This is a genomic window from Jeotgalicoccus sp. FSL K6-3177 (genome assembly GCF_038050175.1).
Taxonomy (GTDB): domain Bacteria; phylum Bacillota; class Bacilli; order Staphylococcales; family Salinicoccaceae; genus Jeotgalicoccus; species Jeotgalicoccus nanhaiensis.
In genome coordinates, this window is the sequence record NZ_JBBOSK010000001.1 from 1,815,337 (window position 1) to 1,834,103 (window position 18,767).

Genomic DNA, 18,767 nt, shown 5'->3' on the forward strand with positions numbered 1-18,767 from the left:
GCTCACTCCAATAAATCAGATGCGAAAAAGTTGCTCAGTGATTTACTGTGCTCTTTTCTTTCCAGACGGCGTTCCGCACGTTCTTTACCTGTATCGTTCAGCCATTGCAGACGTTCGTTATCGGGCTCGATTTTCGGCACCTCAATAGTTTTGTTGTTTTCATCAAGTGCTACAAATGTTAAAAACGAAAAAGCAGCGAGTTCTCTGCCTGACTCTCTCGTTAAATCTTCTTTTGATATTTTAACCATGACTTCCATCGAACTTCGTCCGGTATGGGTAACCATAGCTTCAAGTATAACGATTTCTCCAATATTAATCGGCAGCAGAAAATCCATCGAATCAATAGAAGCAGTCACTACCGCTGCCCTCGAGTGGCGACGTGCACTGATTGCCGCAATATCATCTACATACTGCAGCAGCCTGCCGCCAAAAAGAGTGCCGTGCGAGTTGGAGTCCGGCGGCAGTACGTTGGCAGTTTTCACTGCATATGATTCAGACATTAATTTTTTCATTTAAATATCCCCTTTGTGAATAAAAATAGAGGAGATTTGCATCCCCTCTAAGTAAAGTTCTTATATTTTGCGCTCAAGCGCTTCTTCCGGTGTATCAATCACAAGTGCATCTTTACTGTGGAATGCTTGTGCCAGGAAGTAATAAAGCACAGCTGAAAAACCGAGAATTGCAAACATAAAAGATAATACGACTAAAAGCATTAGCCAGCTTCCCATAAAAGATCCTCCTCAAGAGATTTTCCAAAATATCAATTAGTTAAATTGTATCATATTTCCACGTGAATTGTAGCCTTATTTTTTAAAATGCCCAGTTGCCTTCGATGAAGACCGGCGTTTCATTTCCATCCTTGTCTACACCATAAATGTTCAGTTTTTCAGAACCAATCATAAAGTCTACATGAGTAATAGAATCGTTTAAACCGGCTCTGTCCAATTCTTCACGCGACATTTCTTTACCGCCCTGCAGCGAGAACGCGTACGCACTGCCGAGAGCGATATGACAGGATGCATTTTCATCGAACAATGTATTATAAAATAAAATTCCTTTGTTTGAAATAGGCGAATCAAATGGCACAAGCGCCACTTCCCCAAGACGTTTCGCACCGGCATCCGTGCTGATAATATTTTTCAGAATCTCGTAGCCTTTTTCAGCTGTGTATTCAACCACTTCACCGTCTTTAAATGTCAGTTTAAAGTCATCGATAATATTACCGCCATGGCTTAGCGGCAGAGTATTAGATACATAGCCGTTTACACGATTTTTGTCAGGCGCGGTAAAAACTTCTTCTGTCGGCATGTTTGCCATAAACGAATCACCGTTTGAATCCGTACTCGACGCTCCTGCCCATAAGTGATTTTCAGGCAATCCGATTGTTAAATCGGTTCCCGGCGCTTCATAACGCAGAGCCGTGAACTGCTTATCATTTAAATAGTCCACTTTGCTGTGAAGAGTTTTATCATGCTCAATCCATGCTTCAACCGGATTGCTGACATCTGCACGCACTGTGTAAAGTATTAACTCGAGCAGCGCATTTACAGCATCATCATCCGAAAGTTCGGGGTAAACCAAGCGTGCCCATTCGACCGACGGGTACCCCGCAACACACCACGAATGAAAATCACTCTGGGTGCGGCTCGAAAATTCTTTAAATGCCTGACCGTTTGCTACCTGCATTGCCTGCAGTTTTTTCGGCGATACGTCTTTAAGCAATTCAGGAGAGCTTGATATAATACTCAGAAAACCTGCTTTTTCATCACTGTAGTACATGCGCTCCGCAACTTGGAAATCGTGAATAACCGCGAGTTCTTCTTCGGTGCGGTAAGTCGCATTCAGCCTTGCAATGGTATCGTCTGAAAGAGAAACCTTAACTTCTTTTGAGCCTCTTTCATAAGCGATTTTCGTAACAAGTCTGACAAGCGGAAGTGCATCGGCCGTCGCTCTGATATATAGTCTTTTGCCATCAGTAATATTAATTCCTACATCGACGAGCAGCTCTGCATATTTATATAATTTGTCTTCAATATTCATCATATAATCACTGCTTTCTCATTTTTGACAATTCTTCAATGATAGCTGACTGTTCGCCTGCTGAAATCTGGCGGCGCGAGTCCAGCATTTCTTTAATATCATTTAATTCGCTAATTTTTTCATCGCTGTAATCTTCAGATTTAAAAACACCTTTATTTACGACGTTTAACTTTTCTACAATATCATTTAAAATCTGTTCTTTATCCATGATGATCCCCTTTCCGTTCCTTATAAACTATCTTAACAAAATATAAGCAAAATATATATTATCTTACAAGATTACAGAAAAAATGCTTTCTCTGTTATTCTGCTTAATTTCTTAGACTAAAAAGTTTATACTTAGTAAATATAGGTTATATTTAATAGAAAGCTAACTAAAGGAGAATCAGTTATGAAAAACAAACTAGTACCAGCTATAGTAATTGGAGCCGCTGTCGGCGGATTAATTGCATTAATCGATAAAGGCACGCGCGATTCCGTAGTTTCAAATACTAAGAGTATTAAACATTACGCAACGAATCCTGATGATCTTAAACAGCGTTTCAACGAATCGTCAGGTGAACCATCTAAAGTGGAAATGATTAAAGATGAAATTTTATTCTGGAAAGATACTATAGAAGAAATCCGCCGCAACAATCCGGAACTTGAACGTGCGGTTATGGATGCTAAGGATACTTTCCAGGCTAAAAGAGAGAAAAAACTAAATTAAAAATAAACAGGACTATGATACTATAGTCCTTTTGTTTTAGGTGAGGTGAAGTTATGTCTAAAAATGAAACATCATCCAAGCTGCTGAATCAGATTAAAGAAGAAAAAGAGAAAGAAAATAAAAATAACGATGTCTTTGTCGATAAGACTAATTTTAAATCAAAAGATGCAAAAAAACCGGATGAACATCTGTATGTTTCTAAAATTAATAAACCAGCCAAGTTAAAAGAAGATGCGGGATTTTTCAAACGTCTTTTATTCAGATTTTCACATGACAATACAACGGGCATGGCTGCTCAGCTCGCGCACTACTTCCTGCTGGCAATTTTCCCGTTATTGATTTTCCTGCTTTCGATAGTACCTTTATTTAGAATAGAGCCCGATATGATTACAAGCTTTATTCAGGACTATGCACCTTCAGAAATTTCAGGGCTGCTGGAAGGAATTATCACAGATGTATTAAACAACTCCGGCGGCGGTATTTTATCAATCGGTTTAATTTTGACACTTTGGTCGGCATCTAATGGTATGACGGCACTGATGAATGCGTTTAATGTCGCCTATGATGTCGAAGACAGCCGTAATTTTGTTGTAGCGAAGCTGCTGTCCGTCTTCTTTACGATTATTTTATCGCTGTCAGTAATACTGACCTTTGTACTCATCGTTTTCGGTGAACAAATCGGCAACTTAATGTTTGGTGTTATCGGTCTTGACGACCAGTTCTCCACAGTCTGGAACTTAGTCAGAAGCATTTTACCGATACTGCTCGTCTTCATTGTATTTTTTATCATGTACATGACGGCGCCGAATATTAAACTGAAAATGAAATCGGTTCTGCCGGGTACAATCTTTACAACAGCAGCATTCCTTCTTGCATCATGGGGATTCAGTTTTTACGTATCCAACTTTAGTAACTACTCGGCAACCTACGGTTCAATTGCCGGTGTAATCATTTTAATTTTCTGGTTGTACATTACTGGTGTTATAATAATACTGGGTGCGCAAATTAACTCTATTTTTTACAAGCGCACTTTAAAAGAAGAACAGCAAACACAAAGTAATGAAGAGGAAGTGTCAGTTTAAAATGACTTTATTGGAAGATTTGCTTACAGCAAACGAAGCTTTCGTTAAAAATGAAGAATTCAAAGCTTTTAAAACCGATAAAACACCGAACAAAAAAGCAGTATTTTTAACTTGTATGGATACGAGATTATCAGAACTGTCGACTAAAGCCTTAGGCTTAAAAAACGGCGATATCAAACAGATTAAAAATGCCGGTGCCGTTGTATCACACCCGTACGGGAGTACGATGCGCAGTCTGCTCGTTGCAGTTTACGCATTAGGCGTGGACGAAGTTTACATCATGGGACATCATGACTGCGGCTTCGGAGCACTGCAGCCGGAACCGGTTATTAAAGAAATGAAGAGCCGGGGTATTTCTGATGAAACATTTAAAACACTGGAATACTCAGGCATCGAAGTATCTGATTGGCTGAAAGGATTCGACAGCGTCGAAGAAAGCGTCAGAGAAACAGTCAATAACGTTAAAAATCATCCATTAATGGCTAAAACAGTACCCGTCCACGGCATGATTATGGACCCTGAAACAGGGAAAGTTGATCTTGTTATAAACGGATACGACAAAGCAGAATAATTTCGCTTGTTGTGAGGCCGGACCCTTTTGAGGGTCCGGTTTTTTGTTATTTTAGTATGAACCTTCTTGTCGGCCGACGTCGCGGATTTTGTGAAGGTGTCCGCTGATGTTGATTATTTTCTTTATCAGGAATAATGTTAGAATTTATATTGCTAAACTGATAATAAAACTAAAGGGGCATAATTATGAAAAAAACATCAAAAGATGGTTTTATCACTAAATACTTTTAACAATAATAATACTCGGAACGTTTCTCATCAATTCAATTTCCATGACGGATGGGTTTAAAGAGAATGTCGGGACACATTTCGCACTTACTTTAATACTCAGCTTTATGACTTTATCAATTGAACTTTTTGTAAATAATAAAAATTTGGATCCCAAAGAAAAGGCAATAAAAGCAGGTATTCCAATCGTCTTATTTACATTAATCGTTTTCGCATTCAGTACCGTTTTTCTTTATGTTTAATAGTTGATAAATTTTACCTAATCAATGAGCGTCGCTCATTGTTACGCATCACACAAAAAATCCACACGCACACCAAAAACCCTGTACATCCAATGGATGCACAGGGTTTTTCATTTAAAATCAGTCTTCTATTTTAGTCAGCAGTTTCGGGCCGTCGCTCGTTACCATAATTGTGTGTTCTTTTTGTGCAACGTAGCTGCCGTCTTTTGTTTCAAAGGCCCAGTCATTCTTACCGTCTGTCACAATCGTTGCTTTTGAAGAAATAAACGGCTCTACCGCAATAACCATTCCTTCTTTTAAGATTGTTCTGTCCGTCGGATCGTAATAATTCATAATATGCTGCGGCTGGTCGTGCAGACTTTTGCCTACTCCGTGACCTGTTAAATTTTTAATAACAGTCAGTCCGTTCTGGCGTGCTGTGTTAAATACTGCACGGCCAATTTGACTCACTTTCGCACCCGGTTTAATTTTCTTCAGTGCTTCTTCGAATGCCATTTCAGTCACATCGATGACTTTCTGTTTTAACGGATCTTCATTTTCTCCAGCGATAAATGAAATTCCTGTATCTGAATAATAACCGTCTTTTACTGCTGATACGTCGACGTTAACAATGTCTCCGTCTTTAATTTTTCGCGGGCCGGGAATTCCGTGAGCAACTTCTTCGTTGACACTGATACATGTGTACCCGGGGAAGTCATACTCGCTGATCGGCGCACTTTTTGCACCGTATTCTTCAAGCAGTTTTCCTGCATAGTCATCGAGCTCTTTAGTCGACATGCCGACTTCAGCATATTCTACAGTCGCTTTTAAGACACGGCCGCATATTTGCCCGATTTCTTCTAATTTTTCTAATTCTTCCTGTGTTTTTACTATCATTTTTTATACCTTCTTACTTTTAGTCTTATTTAACAGTATAACAAAGTTGCTACATTATAAAATCATATATGGTCATATTTCTGTACAGCCGTTCTTCAATTCCTGAAACGGTCACTCCGATTAAACGTATCGGAACATCCTGCTCTTTCACTTCGTGGTACAGGCTATAGGCATAATGATATATATCTTCACTTTTAAATATAGGATCCATCGTCATCATTTGTCTTGAGTGCGCTTCAAAGCCGCCGGTTTTTATTTTTACCGTCACTACTCTGCCTGCAAGCTGTCTGTCGTCGAGTCTTGTACTCACTTTTTTAGACAGTTCTTCCAGTACAGCTAATATTTCAGCATCGTCGTTTCTATCGTAATTAAATGTTGTTTCTTTGCCGACAGATTTTCTTTCACGCTGCACTGTCAATTCGTTTGTGCCGATTCCACGTGCCTTATTATATAAACTTTCACCGCGTTTCCCAAATTTCAGTATTAAGTCATTTTTAGATAAATAATATAAATCTTTTCCTGTTTTGATTCCCATGCCGAGCATTTTCTCTTCGGTCACTTTGCCAACGCCGGGAAATTTCCCTATGGGGAGTACATGCAGAATCTCGAGCACGTTATTATAATCTATAACGGTGGTTGCCTTCGGTTTATTCATGCCGGAAGCAATTTTAGCAAGGTACTTATTATAAGAAATTCCGCTGCTTGAAGTCAGTCCCGTCTTTTCAAAAATATCGCTTTGAATAGATAATGCAATTTCTCTTGAAGATGTTTCTCTATTGACGAGTTCTGTAATATCTAAATATGCTTCATCCAGACTCAGCGGCTCTATTAATTCTGTGTAACTTAAAAATATTTCCCTGATCTGAGCTGAAATCTCTTTATACCGTTCAAAACGCGGATGGACAAATATACCGTCCGGGCACAATTTATGAGCAGTTTTGGTCGGCATGGCTGAATGCACACCGAATTTTCGCGCCTCATAACTTGCTGTCGCGACAACACCTCTATTAAACGAACGCCCGCCGACTATGACAGGCTTCCTTCTCAGTTCAGGATTGTCATGCTGTTCCACTTGGGCATAAAACGCGTCCATATCTATATGAATGATTCGTTTTTCCATCATCTTCACCCAAATTCATTATAGCAAATAACGAACACACGTTCTACCACTTAAATTGTCTGTTTCTCAGTTTCGTACAGGCTCATGCCTACTTCGGTATCGACAGCATAAGACAGATGCTTATGTTTTAAAATTAAATATAGATAGTAGAAATCCCCTGCACAGGCGCCTGTATGAAGAGCAATATAGTATTTATACGCCGGGTTCGGCAGCAGAAACATCATCGTCATCATAACCGCCGTCAGAATTACAAAAGGCATAACGATAATGATAAAAAACTGCCCTCTTGTATACACAGTACCCGGTGAAGTCGCATAAGCCATTCCTGCTTTAAAGCCGAATTTTACTTTTCCTGACGGATTAAAAATTTTAAAAAACAGGCCGTGGATTGCTTCGTGAACAATGATAATAATAAAAAATAGTGCGATAATAAAAAATACTGCACCGGCAATGCCAAATTGTTCTCTGCCGACAAGGGCGCTGCCCGTCGGTTTAATAACGAGTCCTTCAAGTAAATACAACAATATAAAGGTGCCGATCATTGCCAGAATTTGAATCCATGATATGCTTTTTAAGGCAGATTTATTTTCAAAAATATTCAGTTCTAACTTATCCATGTACATGCCTCTCTCTAATTCATCTGTAAATAACATATCATAATTTTAACAGCCATAACACAGGAGTGATTTAATGAATATAACAATTATCGGCGGAGGTCTTGCCGGAGCATCAATCGGCTATCATCTCGTCAAAATGGGAAACAGCGTAAAGATATACGACCGCAAAGATAAAGGCCAGGCTACCTTCGCATCAGCAGGTATTGTCTGTCCCTGGATCAGCCAGCGCCGCAATAAAAAATGGTACCGGCTTGTGACAAAAAGCGCTCATTACTATCCGGATTTTATCAGCACGCTTGAAAAAGAATCCGGTATGTCGACAGGATATAAGAACAGCGGTGCTATATGTCTGTTCAAAGAAAATATTTTTGACAAGGCAACGAAAAGAATCAGCGATAAGGCGGTTGATAATCCGGATGTCGGGCAAGTAAGGCAGCTTACCAAAGAAGAACTGTCTGCTTTGCATCCGGCGCTCACGACTGAGTATCCCGCTCTAATAGTAGAAGGCGGCGGCCAGGTCAGAGGACAAAAACTGCTTGCTGCTATTAAAGAAGCTTTTATCGGACTTGGAGGCAGATGGGAAGAGAAGTCTTATGAAAACAGCATTGATGATGATACTTTTAAAATTTATACAACCGGTGCCTGGGGGAAAGAGCAGAAATATAAACCTGAAATTGCCCATCAGCGTGCAGAGATTATGCATTTTAAATTGTTAAAGCAGCAAGTGCAGCAGTCTCCTGTCGTGATGGCACTCGGACCAACCTATATTGTGCATCTGGAAAATGATAAGTACGTTATCGGAACGACCCATATCGATACTGATTCTTTCGATACTGAACCCTCCGAAGAAAGCTATAACTATTTACGCGATGAATTATATAAATATTTTAAACCGGAAGACGTCGAGATTACTGAAATGGGGGTCGGTTTAAAACCTTACACCCGGGATTTTCTGCCTTTCATCGGCTACGTCGATAATAATACTTTTGTCGTGAACGGTATGGGTTCTACAGGCTTAACTGCAAGTCCTTTTGTCGGCAAGGAAGTCGCGCTTCTTCTGAACGGTATGCCGACTGAACTGGATTTAAATGACTACAGCTATACCGAACCGCAAAATTAAAAAGACTTCCAAAAGGAAGTCTTTTTTTATACGAAGAAATTTATCATTGCATAGATGTAATACAAGAATAAAATCACGTTGAATATTAATACGAAAAGCCACAGTTTTTCTTTTCTGTACCTGTAGTTAACAGACCCGAATAGTGTTCCAAGTGATGTCAGAAGTATATTTAAAATCCATACGACGGATGCATCCATAAAGAGAGGCAGCAGTAACACCAGGACTGGAATTGCCACACAAAATATTCTTAACATATACTGCCTCCTCAGCTAAATAATTAATTTCATTATACAAAATTTATAACTATCTGCTACCAGTTGCGGTGCAGAATACGGGCAATATGATAATCTTCCCGTTTATATAATTTAAACATAAAATACATCAGTATCAAGAGACCCGCTTCAATGTCCGAGATGTCATCAACATATATTTTATGGTCGTTCATCGAGCCGATTAAGTTATCTTCACGGTGCATTGTTAATGTGACCTCTTTATCATCTTTAAATACGTAAGGTGTCTCGAGTACAGTGCCGTCCGCTCTGAAATTCATAAAGTTATGAAGTTTACGTTCTTTAAAGGTAAATCGTTTGCCCATATATTCAACTGTATATTTTGCTACATTTAAGTCTTTAAATCTTCTTCTTTGAAGACCGAGCAAAATCTCAGTACCGCTGACATGCTGAAAACCGTAAGTATTCTTCTCATCACAGCCTAATATCGTTGTAGCAAACACATCTCCGACAACGTTATTATGACTATCTAAAATCGTTACACCCTGATGTTGTTCTTCGTCGATAACTTTGGCATATAACTGCTGCACTGAACACCCTCCTGTCACACATACTCCATTTCTATCAGTTTACCATAATTCATAATGAAAAGAGTATCCTCACAAATGAAGATACCCTGAATCAGTACAATTTATTCTTACTTTAACTTAAAATTAAATCCGTCAGTTCCGATGCTTCCAATTTGCCGAAATAATGATTTAGATCAAGTGAGTTCAGTTTTTCATTCAGGTCTTCTCTGACCACCCTTGTTCCTTTCAGAGCTTCTTCGACATCTGCAATGTCACCCTGTCCGAAAAAGTCGCCGAAAATTGAGCATTGATCAATTCTGCCTCCCTCAATTTCGAGAGAAATGTCTACTGTTCCTGCCGATAAACGGCTGTCTCTATTATATGAATAACGCGGAGATTTACCATAATTCCAGTCCCAGTTTTTATACTTTTCTTCAACAAGTTTATCGATTTGATGCCAGTCTTCAGCAGTAAGTTCATAACGTTTTGCATCCTTGACATCATCGATTGACAGGAATTCTTTAATAATTAAATCTTTAAATTCATCAGTCGTCACATTTTTGTATTCAGGTGCTAAATGTTCACGCAGAGTTGTCACTCTGCTCTGTACTGATCTAATTCCTTTAGATTCGATTTTCTTGCGGTTAGGGTTCAGTACAGCAACCATTGCTTCAACGTTAATGTCGAGCAGGAGTGAAAAACCGCCGTACACCCGGCCGTTTGACATTGTCATCGCTCCGCCGGATACTTTTTTGCCGTCTATAACAAGATCATTTCTGCCGCTCTGTTCTACATTTTTTACACCGAGATTATTCAAAGCTTTTATTACAGGTTCATACATCTTTTTGTAATTTCCGTAAACACCTGTGTCTTCCGGCACTAAGAAACAAACGTTAACTGCACCGTCATCTACTAAAATTGCGCCGCCGCCGGTATCTCTTCTGACGAGAAGAATATCATTTTCTTCCAGGTAATCCTGATTTACTTCAGATACAGCATTCTGGAAGCGTCCGATTTCTACTTTCGGGGCACAGTGGTAAGGGAATATAATTCCTTCGTCCAAAAAGATATTGTTTTGAACATAAACCTGCATCGCAAGTGCGTAAGCACCGTCTGTAATATATTCTCCATTGCGGAATGGTTCGATTAAATACATTATAGTCACCCTTACCTCTTAATTTTTATGGGCATTTAAAATCGTCTTTTGAATATCGTCTGTTAAAAAAACTGTCTGTGCTTTAATAGCTTCCGGAATTCTGTAAGATTTCTGATTCATTGTCACGAACAGTGCATCTTCATTTTGACGCGTCTGACGCCAGAATGGATGTTTTATAAATTGAGGCGTTGTATGTCCAACACCTATTTCAAGATACATAACTTTACCTTTTTGATGATCTTTTAAAAATGCATTATAAGTATCGCGCTCTGCATTAAATTTCGCATCTTCCACCATCCCTTTTTCTGCGGTGCGCTTATTCTTCTCAAGCGGTGCACTGCACTTTGGACAGTGCGGAACAAGTTCTGACGGTATTTTCATATCCTGCTGCTCTTCAGCCATTCTCCGTATCAGTTCATCATTCCGGTAGGTTTTATCATGACAGAAACGCGAACATTGCATTAAGGCATATTCACCCTGATAATAAAGTACTTTATCCATGTTATAGCCGGCAGCATAAAAAGCATTATCGGCATTCGTCGTAATGACATGATAAGGTTTTGTCTCAATCATTTTCTTGAGCGCAGTATAAGCTTCGCCTCTCGGCTGATCTAAATAATTTAATACTATAAAACGGCTTTGAAACGCCCAGTATTCTTCCCAGGTCGGAAACTTATACAGACTTGCCTGCAGCATATCAAACCAGTTATATTTTTCGATAAAATCCGGGAAATTATTTTTAAAGCGCTCCCCGATATATGTAAAACCGTCAGCTGCTGACATTCCGGCACCGATACCGACGACTACCGCATCAGCTTCACCGATCAGGCCGGCGAGCAGTTCACTTTCTGATTTTTTCTCTTTCAGCGTCATCCAAGCGTCCATCCAAATACAACCTCTCTCAAGTCAAAAGATTCTTATAGATTTTTAAATCGTCCTTACTAAATACATTAAATACAACCTTAATTTCAGACCCCGTCTCCTCTAAATATTCTTGTACAGTATTTACTGCAATTTCTGCAGCTTTTTCTTTCGGGTAACCAAAGACCCCGGTAGATATACTGCAGAAGGCAATTGTTTTGATTTCTTTTTGCCTGGCAAGTTCAAGACAGCTTTTATAGCATTTAGCAAGCAGGTCCTGTTTCATCTGAGATACTCTCTCGTCCTGAACTACCGGCCCTACTGTATGAATAACATAGTCAGCAGGCAGGTTATAAGCGGACGTGATTTTCGCCCTGCCTACCGCTTCTTTTCTGCCCTGTTTTTTCATTAGTTCCGCACATTCAAGACGTAATTCCGCTCCTGCTTTCGTATGAATAATATTATCGATGCAGTTATGATTAGGAATCAGGCAGCCGAGCATTTCAGTATTGGCTGCATTGACGATTGCTTCAATTCTCAGCGCCGTAATGTCTCCCTGCCATATGTAAAGCTGCTTTTTCACGGGTTTCAGCGATTCAAATTCCGTCACATTTCCAGCATTATATTCTGATAAAAACGCATCCTGCACATCGAGAAATTCCCTGCTGATTTTAACTGCGGGACGTTCGTTGGCAAGTCCCCGGAATACTTCAAAACGTTCGTTAAAACTGTCCGGCACCGACTGTTCAATATTTTTTTCCTGCTGCATATAAGATATTAAAAAATGGAGTCTGTCTGTCTGAGTCATCATATAATTTCACCCAATTCTAAAAAAAGACTTACACCCTATGTAAGCACATATGAATGCAAGCCTTAAAATATATATTCCGCTTTTATTTAAGCATCAGCAAGCGCATTAAATTCAGCTTCGTCAACACCGGTAAGTTTAACAACCCAGCTTTCATCTGCTTTAGCCGAGTTTAACAGTGTAGGCTCGTCTGTTGCCTTCTCATTAACTGCAACAATTTTACCAGCAAGCGGTGATGCCAGGTCAAGAACTGTTTTAGATGCTTCAAGCTCAAGCAGCGAATCGTTTTTAGCTACCTCTTCAGCTTTTGTAAATTCTACAAATCCTACAGTACCGATATCGTCCTGGAGTTCCGGAGTCATGATAAGCGTGTACTCCTCGCCGTTTTTTTCAACCCATAAATAGTTAGCAACCTTTTTCATTGTTATCCTTCTTTCTATTTTTTAAATTGAATTCTGATGATATTAATTCCAGTGCACGCTGTCTGTTTTCAGCACCCGGCATCAGCGGAATCAGCAGAAGTTCGTCGGCGCCGAATGTTTCTGCAAGTGTCTCCAGCTGCTGTTTTACACTCTTTCCATCTCCCACCACCATACGCGAGCGGTTTGCCGACAGCTTTTTCAGTTCTTCTACAGTATAAGTGTATTTCTCTGCAGTTTCAACCGATGGAAAACGTTCAAATTCACTGAAGTTCATTTTGCCGAGAAGCCATAGATCTAAAGCCTTTGCGAATCTAGACGCTTGTTCATTTGTCTCTGCAATGACTACAAAAGGTGAGATCATAACATTCGGCTTCTCCATGACCGGAGACGGCACGAAATGTTCTCTGTATACACGGGCTGCTTCTTTACCGACCTCAGTTTTATCTTTTGAAGCATGGGGAAACAGGCCGAACGTATACCCAATACCCTGGCGGGCAGCGAGTTCCGCCGTGCGGACGCTCGTACTGAGCACCCACATTTCCGGGTTCGTTTCTCCTTTTGGATTTGCAGCAACCTCATTAAAACGGTGATTCTCATCATCGGTATTCGTAACGTATTTTTTTATATCACTGATGTTTTCTTCATAACGCTGCTTCCGCGGACGCATTTCGTTCATCGATTTGTTAACCGCAGGAGTCCCAAGCGTGTTTCCAACGCCAAGGTCTACTCTGCCCGGATATAAACTCTCCATTACCCTGAAATTCTCAGCAACTTTCAGCGGACTGTAATGCGGAATCATGACACCGCCTGAACCGAGCCGGATAGACGATGTCTGGCCGAGTATGTGCATCATTAACAGCTCAGGGCTGCTGCTCGCAAATGCATTCACATCGTGATGTTCCGCCATCCAGAACCGTTGAAAACCCAATCTCTCGGCAGCTTGGGCAAGCTTAACAGTTTCTTTCAGTGCAGTTTCCGGCATTTGCCCCTCATCTATAACAGCATAATCCAATACGCTAAATTTAATCATTTGAACAAATCCTTTAAGGCACATTTGTATTCCAAATTATACTTATTATATCGGTGTTAAATTTTATCGTCAATGTAATTGTAATGCTCAACATCCGTGCCTGTTAAACCATTATGTATTCAGCGTTTTCCTAAGTAAAAAGGATGGAACAGCTAATAAAGCCGCTTCATCCTTTTTATCCATCATTTAGAGTGCACTGTTAGAAGCAGCTCTCCATTATGCACTTCGCTCTTCATGGCGACCAGGTTTTCATCTGAAGTATCGATGACGTATTCTCCGGAAAGGTTATCAGCGTTCCGATAGAATAATCTGATGCGGTCAATGCTGAAAAAATCATGCTCAAGCATAGCAAGCATACTGTTCATATGGTCGAATTCTGCATAATTCTCGCGTTCAAGAAGTGCCTTATTCCGCTCCTCCTGGTAATCGGCCAGGGATTTACGGTTAATAACTAATTCAACTTCATTTTCTTTTAGTTCCAGACGGTTAAAATGTTTCACATCAATTATGATTCTTTTCTCACCGAGGCCAACAATATCATCGGCAAAAGACACGCCGGTAATTTTTATATTTTCAATATCGGAGACATCCAGTAATTGCTTCATTTATATACCCTCACACTATTTTTTATATTGACATGATTGTATCATAGTAACTGAACGGACTCATCACGGCTGCTCATAATCAATATGATACTGATGTGATTTTCAAACCAGCTGATTGACATTAATTTTATACCTTGCTACTTTGAAAGTAATAAGAAAAGAACGTACATATTAAGGAGCAGCATGATGAATAAAAAATACTCGCCTTTATTTAAACCTTTACTTTTACCGAACGGCATTGAACTGTCAAACCGTTTCGTTCTCTCGCCGATGATTACAAACTCATCGACTGTCGACGGCTATGTTACCGTTGAAGATGAGCTATATCATGCACGAAGAGCAGCATCAGCACCGATACAAGTAACGGGAGCTGCTTATATCGAACCTTACGGTCAGCTGTTTGAATACGGCTTCAGCGTAGCAGATGACCGGACAGTGCCGGGGTTGAAAAAACTCGCTGCAGCGATGAAAAAAGACGGCGCTAAAGCAATTCTGCAGTTAACCCACGCCGGGCGGTTTTCTAACCAGGCCATATTGGATCTTGGAGTGGTTTACGGCCCGAGCTTTATGGAATTAAACACACCGGTCAAACACCAGGTGCTGCCGATGACAAAACGTAAAATCGATACAGTTATTCAGCAGTATGCAGATGCTGCAAGACGAGCAATCGACGCCGGATTTGACGGCGTGGAAGTATCAGCAGCCCAGCGTCTGTTAATCCAGACATTTTTCTCGAAATTTTCGAATGAACGTGAGGACGAGTACGGCGCAGCTTCACTCGAAAACCGTTCCCGTTTCGGTCTCGAAGTGATTAAAGCAGTCAGTGACGTAATTAAAGAACATGCGCCTGCAGATTTTATCTTCGGTTTCAGAGGCACGCCTGAGGAAACCCGCGGCGATGACGTCGGCTACAGCGTAGATGAATTTTTACAGTTCGTCGATTGGGCCCGGGAAATTACAGATATCCATTACCTCGCTATCGCAAGCTGGGGACGCAATATTTATCAGAATGAAGTCCGTGCAGCCGGTCCGCACCAGGGTGAACCTGTTAATAAAGTCGTTTACGAATATGTAAAAGGAGAAATTCCGATGATGGCAACAGGCGGTGTAAATTCACCGGACAAAGCACTGGAAGCATTGGAATATGCAGACATGGTCGGCGCCTCCAGCCCGTTCATTACAGAGCCGGATTTTGTCACGAAACTGCGCGACGGCCGTGAAGATGAAATAGATCTGCAATTTACTATTGATGACTTGGATGATTTGAAAATACCGAAAGCAGCATTTAAAGATATTGTCCGCATGATGGATTACGGTGAAGGACTGCCAAAAGAAACGCGGGATGAACTGCGCAGGCTGGCAGATGAAGACTAGTGTATTCTGTGCTTGAGAGACGTTGTTGATTTAACAAAGTACATGCAGACTAGGCTACGTACTTTGTTGATTTGATAAAGTTCATGCAAATAAAGTGAACCCCTTGTCAAGGACACGGGAAGTCCCTTTTGGGTTCTTTGAGCTTAAAATATACTTATATTTTAAGCTCAAGCTTTCTAATCTCGGGCAATGTCGGTGGCGTCACAAGATGTTCATGTGGATAGACACCTGTAGTAAAATATTGATAAAATTGAACTGGAGTTAGCTTAGCTAATTTCCATTGAGGACGGTCATTGTTGTAATAGTGGATGATTCCAGCAATGGCCGTTTTAACTTGTTCAAATGTATTCAGTTCGGATAAATTTAAATGATCTTTCATATGACCAAAAAATGATTCTTGCGGTGCGTTATCCCAACAGTTCCCGCGTCTGGACATGGATTGAATATATCGATCCGTATTCGCCAATTCTCGAAATTTAATACTAGTGTAATGAGAGCCTTGATCGGAATGAATCACCGTTTCTGTGGAGTGTTTAATTCCGTGATCAGACTCGAGTTGATTCACACAGTCTACGACAAAATCCAGGGCCAAAGATTCAGACACAGTATATGCCAAGATTTCATTAGTATATGCATCCTTTATGGTGCTTAAATAGGCTGTCTGTTTTTGAGCGTAAGGCAAATAGGAAATATCTGTCAGTAATATCTTTCTCGGTCCATAAGCTCTAAATTCCCGTCTGACATGATTCGGCATGACTTTGGCGTTATGGGTCGCTTTCAAATGAATGCTCTGCGGTTTGGGCCGTCGAATCTTAGCTTGAAGATTATATTTCTGCATGAGCCGAAGGATTTTCTTCGGATTCATTAATACACCTCGATTTAAAAGCATCATATGAATGACACGATACCCTTTATCATAGCCTTTGTATTTGTACACATCCAAAATGAGATTGAAGTCTTTTCGGTCCTTTTCTTCTCGGATATCATGGTTGACCCGGGTATGTTTCACCCAATTGTAGTAGCCACTTCTGGACACGCCGCAGAGCTGGGTCAATACCTTGACTTCGATCGCTGACCCCGGTGCATTGACAGTCTCATATATTAATCTGAAGTAGTATTGTTTGAGTCCTTCAGCTGTTTGTATTGGTGTGTCAGCTGCATCTTTTTTTTTAGAAATTCGAGCTCCTGTTCCAATAACTTAATCCGGTGGGTCTTGGCTTCCAATTCCTGTGAGACAGTCAAAGGTTGACCGGCTGCTTGAGGAATATGCATTAAATCATTGGCCAGACGGTGGTTGTACCGTCTGTGATACGCCTTCATTCTGTCTTTGCCAAGAATCTTTGGGTCTAATCCCAGAAATTCAAAGCTCTCCTCTATTGAGTATCCTGTTTCAATCAAACGGTGGTATTCCCGTTCAAACACTGCACCATAAATAATTTTCTTTGGCGTGACATGTTCCACGTAAGGGGACTGGCGTAATGTCGAAAGTTCTGATGGATTCAATTCTTGCATCATGATGAGCTCCTGTCTTTTAAATTAATCATCTGAGCCTGTCTGTCCAGATATCAGAACACTGAAGGCACTGATGTCTACAAGTAAAACGGACAAAGGGACAGATGTCTATATATTTTTAAACAAGAACTTCGCGTGTCCAGTTTATGGGGTCCAGTTTAAAATCAGGCTATGGACGTTGTTAATTTGACAGAGTACATGCAAATCAGGCTATGAACGTTGTTGATTTGATAAAGTTCATGCAAATCAGGCTATGGACGTTGTTAATTTGACAGAGTACATGCAAATCAGGCTATGAACGTTGTTGATTTGACAGAGTACATGCAAATCAGGCTATGAACGTTGTTGATTTGACAAAGTTCATGCAAATCAGGCTATGAACGTTGTTGATTTAACAAAGTACATGCAGATGGTTTCACGAACTCTGTATCTTCCACAAAGTCCATGGGTTTTTATCCTTTTAAATAAAATTCTCTATACAGTAATTTAGCCCATCCTTTTCCGGGTATTATATTTAAGTATGTTCTTAAACAATATTTTGAGGAGGATTATTTTGAAAAATGAACAGATAGTTTTAGCAAAACGCCCGGAAGGAATGCCTGGTGACGATATTTTCAGATTCGAAGATATTGATATTAACACGCCCGGAGACAATGAACTTTTAATTGAAAGTGTTTATATTTCAGTCGATCCTTATATGCGCGGCCGCATGAATGATACGAAATCCTATGCGAAACCTTTTGATATAGATGAACCACTAAATGGTCACGTGCTCGGCAGAGTTGTAGAGTCGAATGCTGACGGTTTCAAGGAAAATGATGTCGTAACAGGTCATCTGTCATGGAAAAAGTATAATACGGTATCAGCTGACAGTGTAAGTAAAGTAGCGTCAACGGAAGTTCCGCTTCATTTATATTTAAGCACACTCGGTATGACCGGCCACACTGCTTACGGCGGCTTATTAAATATCGGTAAACCGCAGGCAGGGGAAACTGTCGTTGTCTCTGCTGCTTCCGGTGCGGTCGGTTCTGTCGTCGGCCAGATTGCTAAAATTAAAGGTGCAAAAGTTGTCGGCATCGCCGGGGGCCGGGAAAAGGTCACTTATCTTACTGAAGAATTAGGTTTTGATGCCGGTGTCGATTATAAAGCAGATGATTTTAAAGAGCAGTTTGCAGCTGCAGTGACCGATGGTGTTGATGTATATTTTGAAAACGTCGGCGGTACTGTTTCAGACGAAGTGTTTAAACATCTGAACCGTTTTGCACGAATTCCTGTCTGCGGAGCGATTTCTTCTTACAACAGTAAAGAAGATAACGGTCCCCGCGTCCAGCAGCAGCTGATTAAATCTCAAGCCCTGATGCAAGGATTTCTCGTCGCTCAATTCGAAGATGAAGCTGAAGAAGCAAGTAAGCAGCTTGCCCAGTGGGTTCAGGAAGGTAAAATTAAATCCGAAGTATCGATTGCTGAAGGATTCGATAAAATTCCGAAAGCGTTCAGAAATCTCTTTACCGGAGACAACCTCGGAAAACAGATTGTTAAAGTATCGGATTCATTAGATTAATATATTAAAAAGCCGTTTGAAGATTTTTATCATTC

At 40.4% G+C, this 18,767-nt stretch carries 23 protein-coding genes; 6 read left to right on the forward strand and 17 right to left on the reverse strand.

Annotated elements, in window-relative coordinates:
* Positions 1-2: 2 nt before the first annotated feature.
* The 4 genes from MHH58_RS09185 to MHH58_RS09200 form a co-directional block, all read right to left on the reverse strand.
* The gene (locus MHH58_RS09185; RefSeq protein WP_135099300.1) at positions 3-512 is read right to left on the reverse strand and encodes an acyl-CoA thioesterase; all 510 of its coding nucleotides are present in this window, start codon (positions 510-512) and stop codon (positions 3-5) included.
* A 60-nt stretch (positions 513-572) separates the two neighbouring features.
* Positions 573-728 carry a hypothetical protein gene (locus tag MHH58_RS09190; protein ID WP_162842324.1) on the reverse strand — a complete coding sequence of 52 codons (156 nt, stop codon included), beginning with the start codon at positions 726-728 and terminating at the stop codon, positions 573-575.
* Positions 729-810: 82 nt separating this feature from the next.
* The gene (locus MHH58_RS09195; protein ID WP_167753413.1) at positions 811-2,043 is read right to left on the reverse strand and encodes an aminopeptidase; all 1,233 of its coding nucleotides are present in this window, start codon (positions 2,041-2,043) and stop codon (positions 811-813) included.
* A 4-nt stretch (positions 2,044-2,047) separates the two neighbouring features.
* A complete protein-coding gene (locus MHH58_RS09200; protein WP_115885488.1) occupies positions 2,048-2,248 on the reverse strand; it encodes a DUF1128 family protein in 201 nt (66 codons plus the stop codon).
* A gap of 183 nt (positions 2,249-2,431) precedes the next feature.
* Here MHH58_RS09200 and MHH58_RS09205 point away from each other — a divergent pair, with 183 nt between their 5' ends.
* From MHH58_RS09205 to MHH58_RS09215, 3 genes are read left to right on the forward strand one after another with little or no spacing between them, the layout of a single operon-like run.
* Positions 2,432-2,749, forward strand: a complete 318-nt coding sequence (locus MHH58_RS09205) for a YtxH domain-containing protein (RefSeq protein WP_341345720.1) — start codon at positions 2,432-2,434, stop codon at positions 2,747-2,749.
* 53 nt (positions 2,750-2,802) lie between these two features.
* Positions 2,803-3,831: a YihY/virulence factor BrkB family protein gene (locus MHH58_RS09210; protein ID WP_341345721.1), complete on the forward strand. Its 1,029-nt coding sequence runs from the start codon at positions 2,803-2,805 to the stop codon at positions 3,829-3,831.
* Position 3,832: 1 nt separating this feature from the next.
* Positions 3,833-4,402: a beta-class carbonic anhydrase gene (locus tag MHH58_RS09215; protein ID WP_341345722.1), complete on the forward strand. Its 570-nt coding sequence runs from the start codon at positions 3,833-3,835 to the stop codon at positions 4,400-4,402.
* Positions 4,403-4,991: 589 nt separating this feature from the next.
* On the opposite strand, the gene map is transcribed toward MHH58_RS09215, so the two are convergent.
* From map to MHH58_RS09230, 3 genes are read right to left on the reverse strand one after another with little or no spacing between them, the layout of a single operon-like run.
* Positions 4,992-5,747, reverse strand: coding sequence for a type I methionyl aminopeptidase (gene map, locus MHH58_RS09220; protein ID WP_135099292.1), 756 nt, complete (start codon positions 5,745-5,747; stop codon positions 4,992-4,994).
* A 49-nt stretch (positions 5,748-5,796) separates the two neighbouring features.
* On the reverse strand, positions 5,797-6,870 hold the full coding sequence (gene dinB, locus MHH58_RS09225; protein ID WP_341345723.1) for a DNA polymerase IV: 1,074 nt from the start codon (positions 6,868-6,870) through the stop codon (positions 5,797-5,799).
* 47 nt (positions 6,871-6,917) lie between these two features.
* Complete coding sequence (locus tag MHH58_RS09230) at positions 6,918-7,484, reverse strand: DUF3267 domain-containing protein (RefSeq protein ID WP_135099290.1); 567 nt, start codon at positions 7,482-7,484, stop codon at positions 6,918-6,920.
* A 73-nt stretch (positions 7,485-7,557) separates the two neighbouring features.
* Between MHH58_RS09230 and MHH58_RS09235 the strand changes: the two genes are divergently transcribed.
* Positions 7,558-8,604 carry an NAD(P)/FAD-dependent oxidoreductase gene (locus tag MHH58_RS09235; protein WP_135099288.1) on the forward strand — a complete coding sequence of 349 codons (1,047 nt, stop codon included), beginning with the start codon at positions 7,558-7,560 and terminating at the stop codon, positions 8,602-8,604.
* A 26-nt stretch (positions 8,605-8,630) separates the two neighbouring features.
* Here MHH58_RS09235 and MHH58_RS09240 read toward each other — a convergent pair whose 3' ends face one another.
* The 8 genes from MHH58_RS09240 to MHH58_RS09275 form a co-directional block, all read right to left on the reverse strand.
* Positions 8,631-8,858, reverse strand: coding sequence for a hypothetical protein (locus tag MHH58_RS09240; RefSeq protein WP_341345724.1), 228 nt, complete (start codon positions 8,856-8,858; stop codon positions 8,631-8,633).
* 56 nt (positions 8,859-8,914) lie between these two features.
* Positions 8,915-9,424 (reverse strand): hypothetical protein, encoded by a 510-nt coding sequence (locus tag MHH58_RS09245; RefSeq protein ID WP_135099286.1) that lies wholly within the window; start codon positions 9,422-9,424, stop codon positions 8,915-8,917.
* Between the two features lie 112 nt (positions 9,425-9,536).
* The gene (locus MHH58_RS09250) at positions 9,537-10,559 is read right to left on the reverse strand and encodes a lipoate--protein ligase (RefSeq protein WP_341345725.1); all 1,023 of its coding nucleotides are present in this window, start codon (positions 10,557-10,559) and stop codon (positions 9,537-9,539) included.
* A gap of 18 nt (positions 10,560-10,577) precedes the next feature.
* Positions 10,578-11,444 carry an SIR2 family NAD-dependent protein deacylase gene (locus MHH58_RS09255; protein ID WP_341345726.1) on the reverse strand — a complete coding sequence of 289 codons (867 nt, stop codon included), beginning with the start codon at positions 11,442-11,444 and terminating at the stop codon, positions 10,578-10,580.
* Positions 11,445-11,460: 16 nt separating this feature from the next.
* Positions 11,461-12,228: a protein-ADP-ribose hydrolase gene (locus tag MHH58_RS09260; RefSeq protein ID WP_341346099.1), complete on the reverse strand. Its 768-nt coding sequence runs from the start codon at positions 12,226-12,228 to the stop codon at positions 11,461-11,463.
* An 89-nt stretch (positions 12,229-12,317) separates the two neighbouring features.
* On the reverse strand, positions 12,318-12,650 hold the full coding sequence (locus MHH58_RS09265) for a glycine cleavage system protein H (RefSeq protein WP_115885476.1): 333 nt from the start codon (positions 12,648-12,650) through the stop codon (positions 12,318-12,320).
* A complete protein-coding gene (locus MHH58_RS09270; RefSeq protein ID WP_341345727.1) occupies positions 12,634-13,680 on the reverse strand; it encodes an LLM class flavin-dependent oxidoreductase in 1,047 nt (348 codons plus the stop codon). The genes MHH58_RS09265 and MHH58_RS09270 overlap by 17 nt, the downstream gene beginning before the upstream one ends.
* 182 nt (positions 13,681-13,862) lie before the next feature.
* Complete coding sequence (locus MHH58_RS09275; RefSeq protein WP_341345728.1) at positions 13,863-14,285, reverse strand: hypothetical protein; 423 nt, start codon at positions 14,283-14,285, stop codon at positions 13,863-13,865.
* A gap of 186 nt (positions 14,286-14,471) precedes the next feature.
* On the opposite strand from MHH58_RS09275, the gene MHH58_RS09280 reads away from it, so the two are divergent.
* Entirely contained in the window at positions 14,472-15,659 is a 1,188-nt protein-coding gene (locus tag MHH58_RS09280; protein ID WP_341346100.1) for an NADH-dependent flavin oxidoreductase, read from the forward strand.
* 154 nt (positions 15,660-15,813) lie between these two features.
* Here MHH58_RS09280 and MHH58_RS09285 read toward each other — a convergent pair whose 3' ends face one another.
* Positions 15,814-16,854, reverse strand: a complete 1,041-nt coding sequence (locus MHH58_RS09285) for an IS3 family transposase (protein ID WP_341346092.1) — start codon at positions 16,852-16,854, stop codon at positions 15,814-15,816.
* Complete coding sequence (locus MHH58_RS09290) at positions 16,761-17,174, reverse strand: HTH domain-containing protein (RefSeq protein WP_341345270.1); 414 nt, start codon at positions 17,172-17,174, stop codon at positions 16,761-16,763. The genes MHH58_RS09285 and MHH58_RS09290 overlap by 94 nt, the downstream gene beginning before the upstream one ends.
* Before the next feature lie 550 nt (positions 17,175-17,724).
* Here MHH58_RS09290 and MHH58_RS09295 point away from each other — a divergent pair.
* The gene (locus tag MHH58_RS09295) at positions 17,725-18,732 is read left to right on the forward strand and encodes an NADP-dependent oxidoreductase (RefSeq protein ID WP_341345729.1); all 1,008 of its coding nucleotides are present in this window, start codon (positions 17,725-17,727) and stop codon (positions 18,730-18,732) included.
* Positions 18,733-18,767 lie beyond the last annotated feature (35 nt).

Coding starts and splice junctions, on each gene's coding strand:
- MHH58_RS09185 (WP_135099300.1), bottom strand. CDS start 512: ATGAAAAAATTAATGTCTGAATCATATGCAGTGAAAACTGCCAACGTA.
- MHH58_RS09190 (WP_162842324.1), bottom strand. CDS start 728: ATGGGAAGCTGGCTAATGCTTTTAGTCGTATTATCTTTTATGTTTGCA.
- MHH58_RS09195 (WP_167753413.1), bottom strand. CDS start 2,043: ATGATGAATATTGAAGACAAATTATATAAATATGCAGAGCTGCTCGTC.
- MHH58_RS09200 (WP_115885488.1), bottom strand. CDS start 2,248: ATGGATAAAGAACAGATTTTAAATGATATTGTAGAAAAGTTAAACGTC.
- MHH58_RS09205 (WP_341345720.1), top strand. CDS start 2,432: ATGAAAAACAAACTAGTACCAGCTATAGTAATTGGAGCCGCTGTCGGC.
- MHH58_RS09210 (WP_341345721.1), top strand. CDS start 2,803: ATGTCTAAAAATGAAACATCATCCAAGCTGCTGAATCAGATTAAAGAA.
- MHH58_RS09215 (WP_341345722.1), top strand. CDS start 3,833: ATGACTTTATTGGAAGATTTGCTTACAGCAAACGAAGCTTTCGTTAAA.
- map (WP_135099292.1), bottom strand. CDS start 5,747: ATGATAGTAAAAACACAGGAAGAATTAGAAAAATTAGAAGAAATCGGG.
- dinB (WP_341345723.1), bottom strand. CDS start 6,870: ATGATGGAAAAACGAATCATTCATATAGATATGGACGCGTTTTATGCC.
- MHH58_RS09230 (WP_135099290.1), bottom strand. CDS start 7,484: ATGGATAAGTTAGAACTGAATATTTTTGAAAATAAATCTGCCTTAAAA.
- MHH58_RS09235 (WP_135099288.1), top strand. CDS start 7,558: ATGAATATAACAATTATCGGCGGAGGTCTTGCCGGAGCATCAATCGGC.
- MHH58_RS09240 (WP_341345724.1), bottom strand. CDS start 8,858: ATGTTAAGAATATTTTGTGTGGCAATTCCAGTCCTGGTGTTACTGCTG.
- MHH58_RS09250 (WP_341345725.1), bottom strand. CDS start 10,559: ATGTATTTAATCGAACCATTCCGCAATGGAGAATATATTACAGACGGT.
- MHH58_RS09255 (WP_341345726.1), bottom strand. CDS start 11,444: ATGGACGCTTGGATGACGCTGAAAGAGAAAAAATCAGAAAGTGAACTG.
- MHH58_RS09260 (WP_341346099.1), bottom strand. CDS start 12,228: ATGACTCAGACAGACAGACTCCATTTTTTAATATCTTATATGCAGCAG.
- MHH58_RS09265 (WP_115885476.1), bottom strand. CDS start 12,650: ATGAAAAAGGTTGCTAACTATTTATGGGTTGAAAAAAACGGCGAGGAG.
- MHH58_RS09270 (WP_341345727.1), bottom strand. CDS start 13,680: ATGATTAAATTTAGCGTATTGGATTATGCTGTTATAGATGAGGGGCAA.
- MHH58_RS09275 (WP_341345728.1), bottom strand. CDS start 14,285: ATGAAGCAATTACTGGATGTCTCCGATATTGAAAATATAAAAATTACC.
- MHH58_RS09280 (WP_341346100.1), top strand. CDS start 14,472: ATGAATAAAAAATACTCGCCTTTATTTAAACCTTTACTTTTACCGAAC.
- MHH58_RS09290 (WP_341345270.1), bottom strand. CDS start 17,174: ATGATGCAAGAATTGAATCCATCAGAACTTTCGACATTACGCCAGTCC.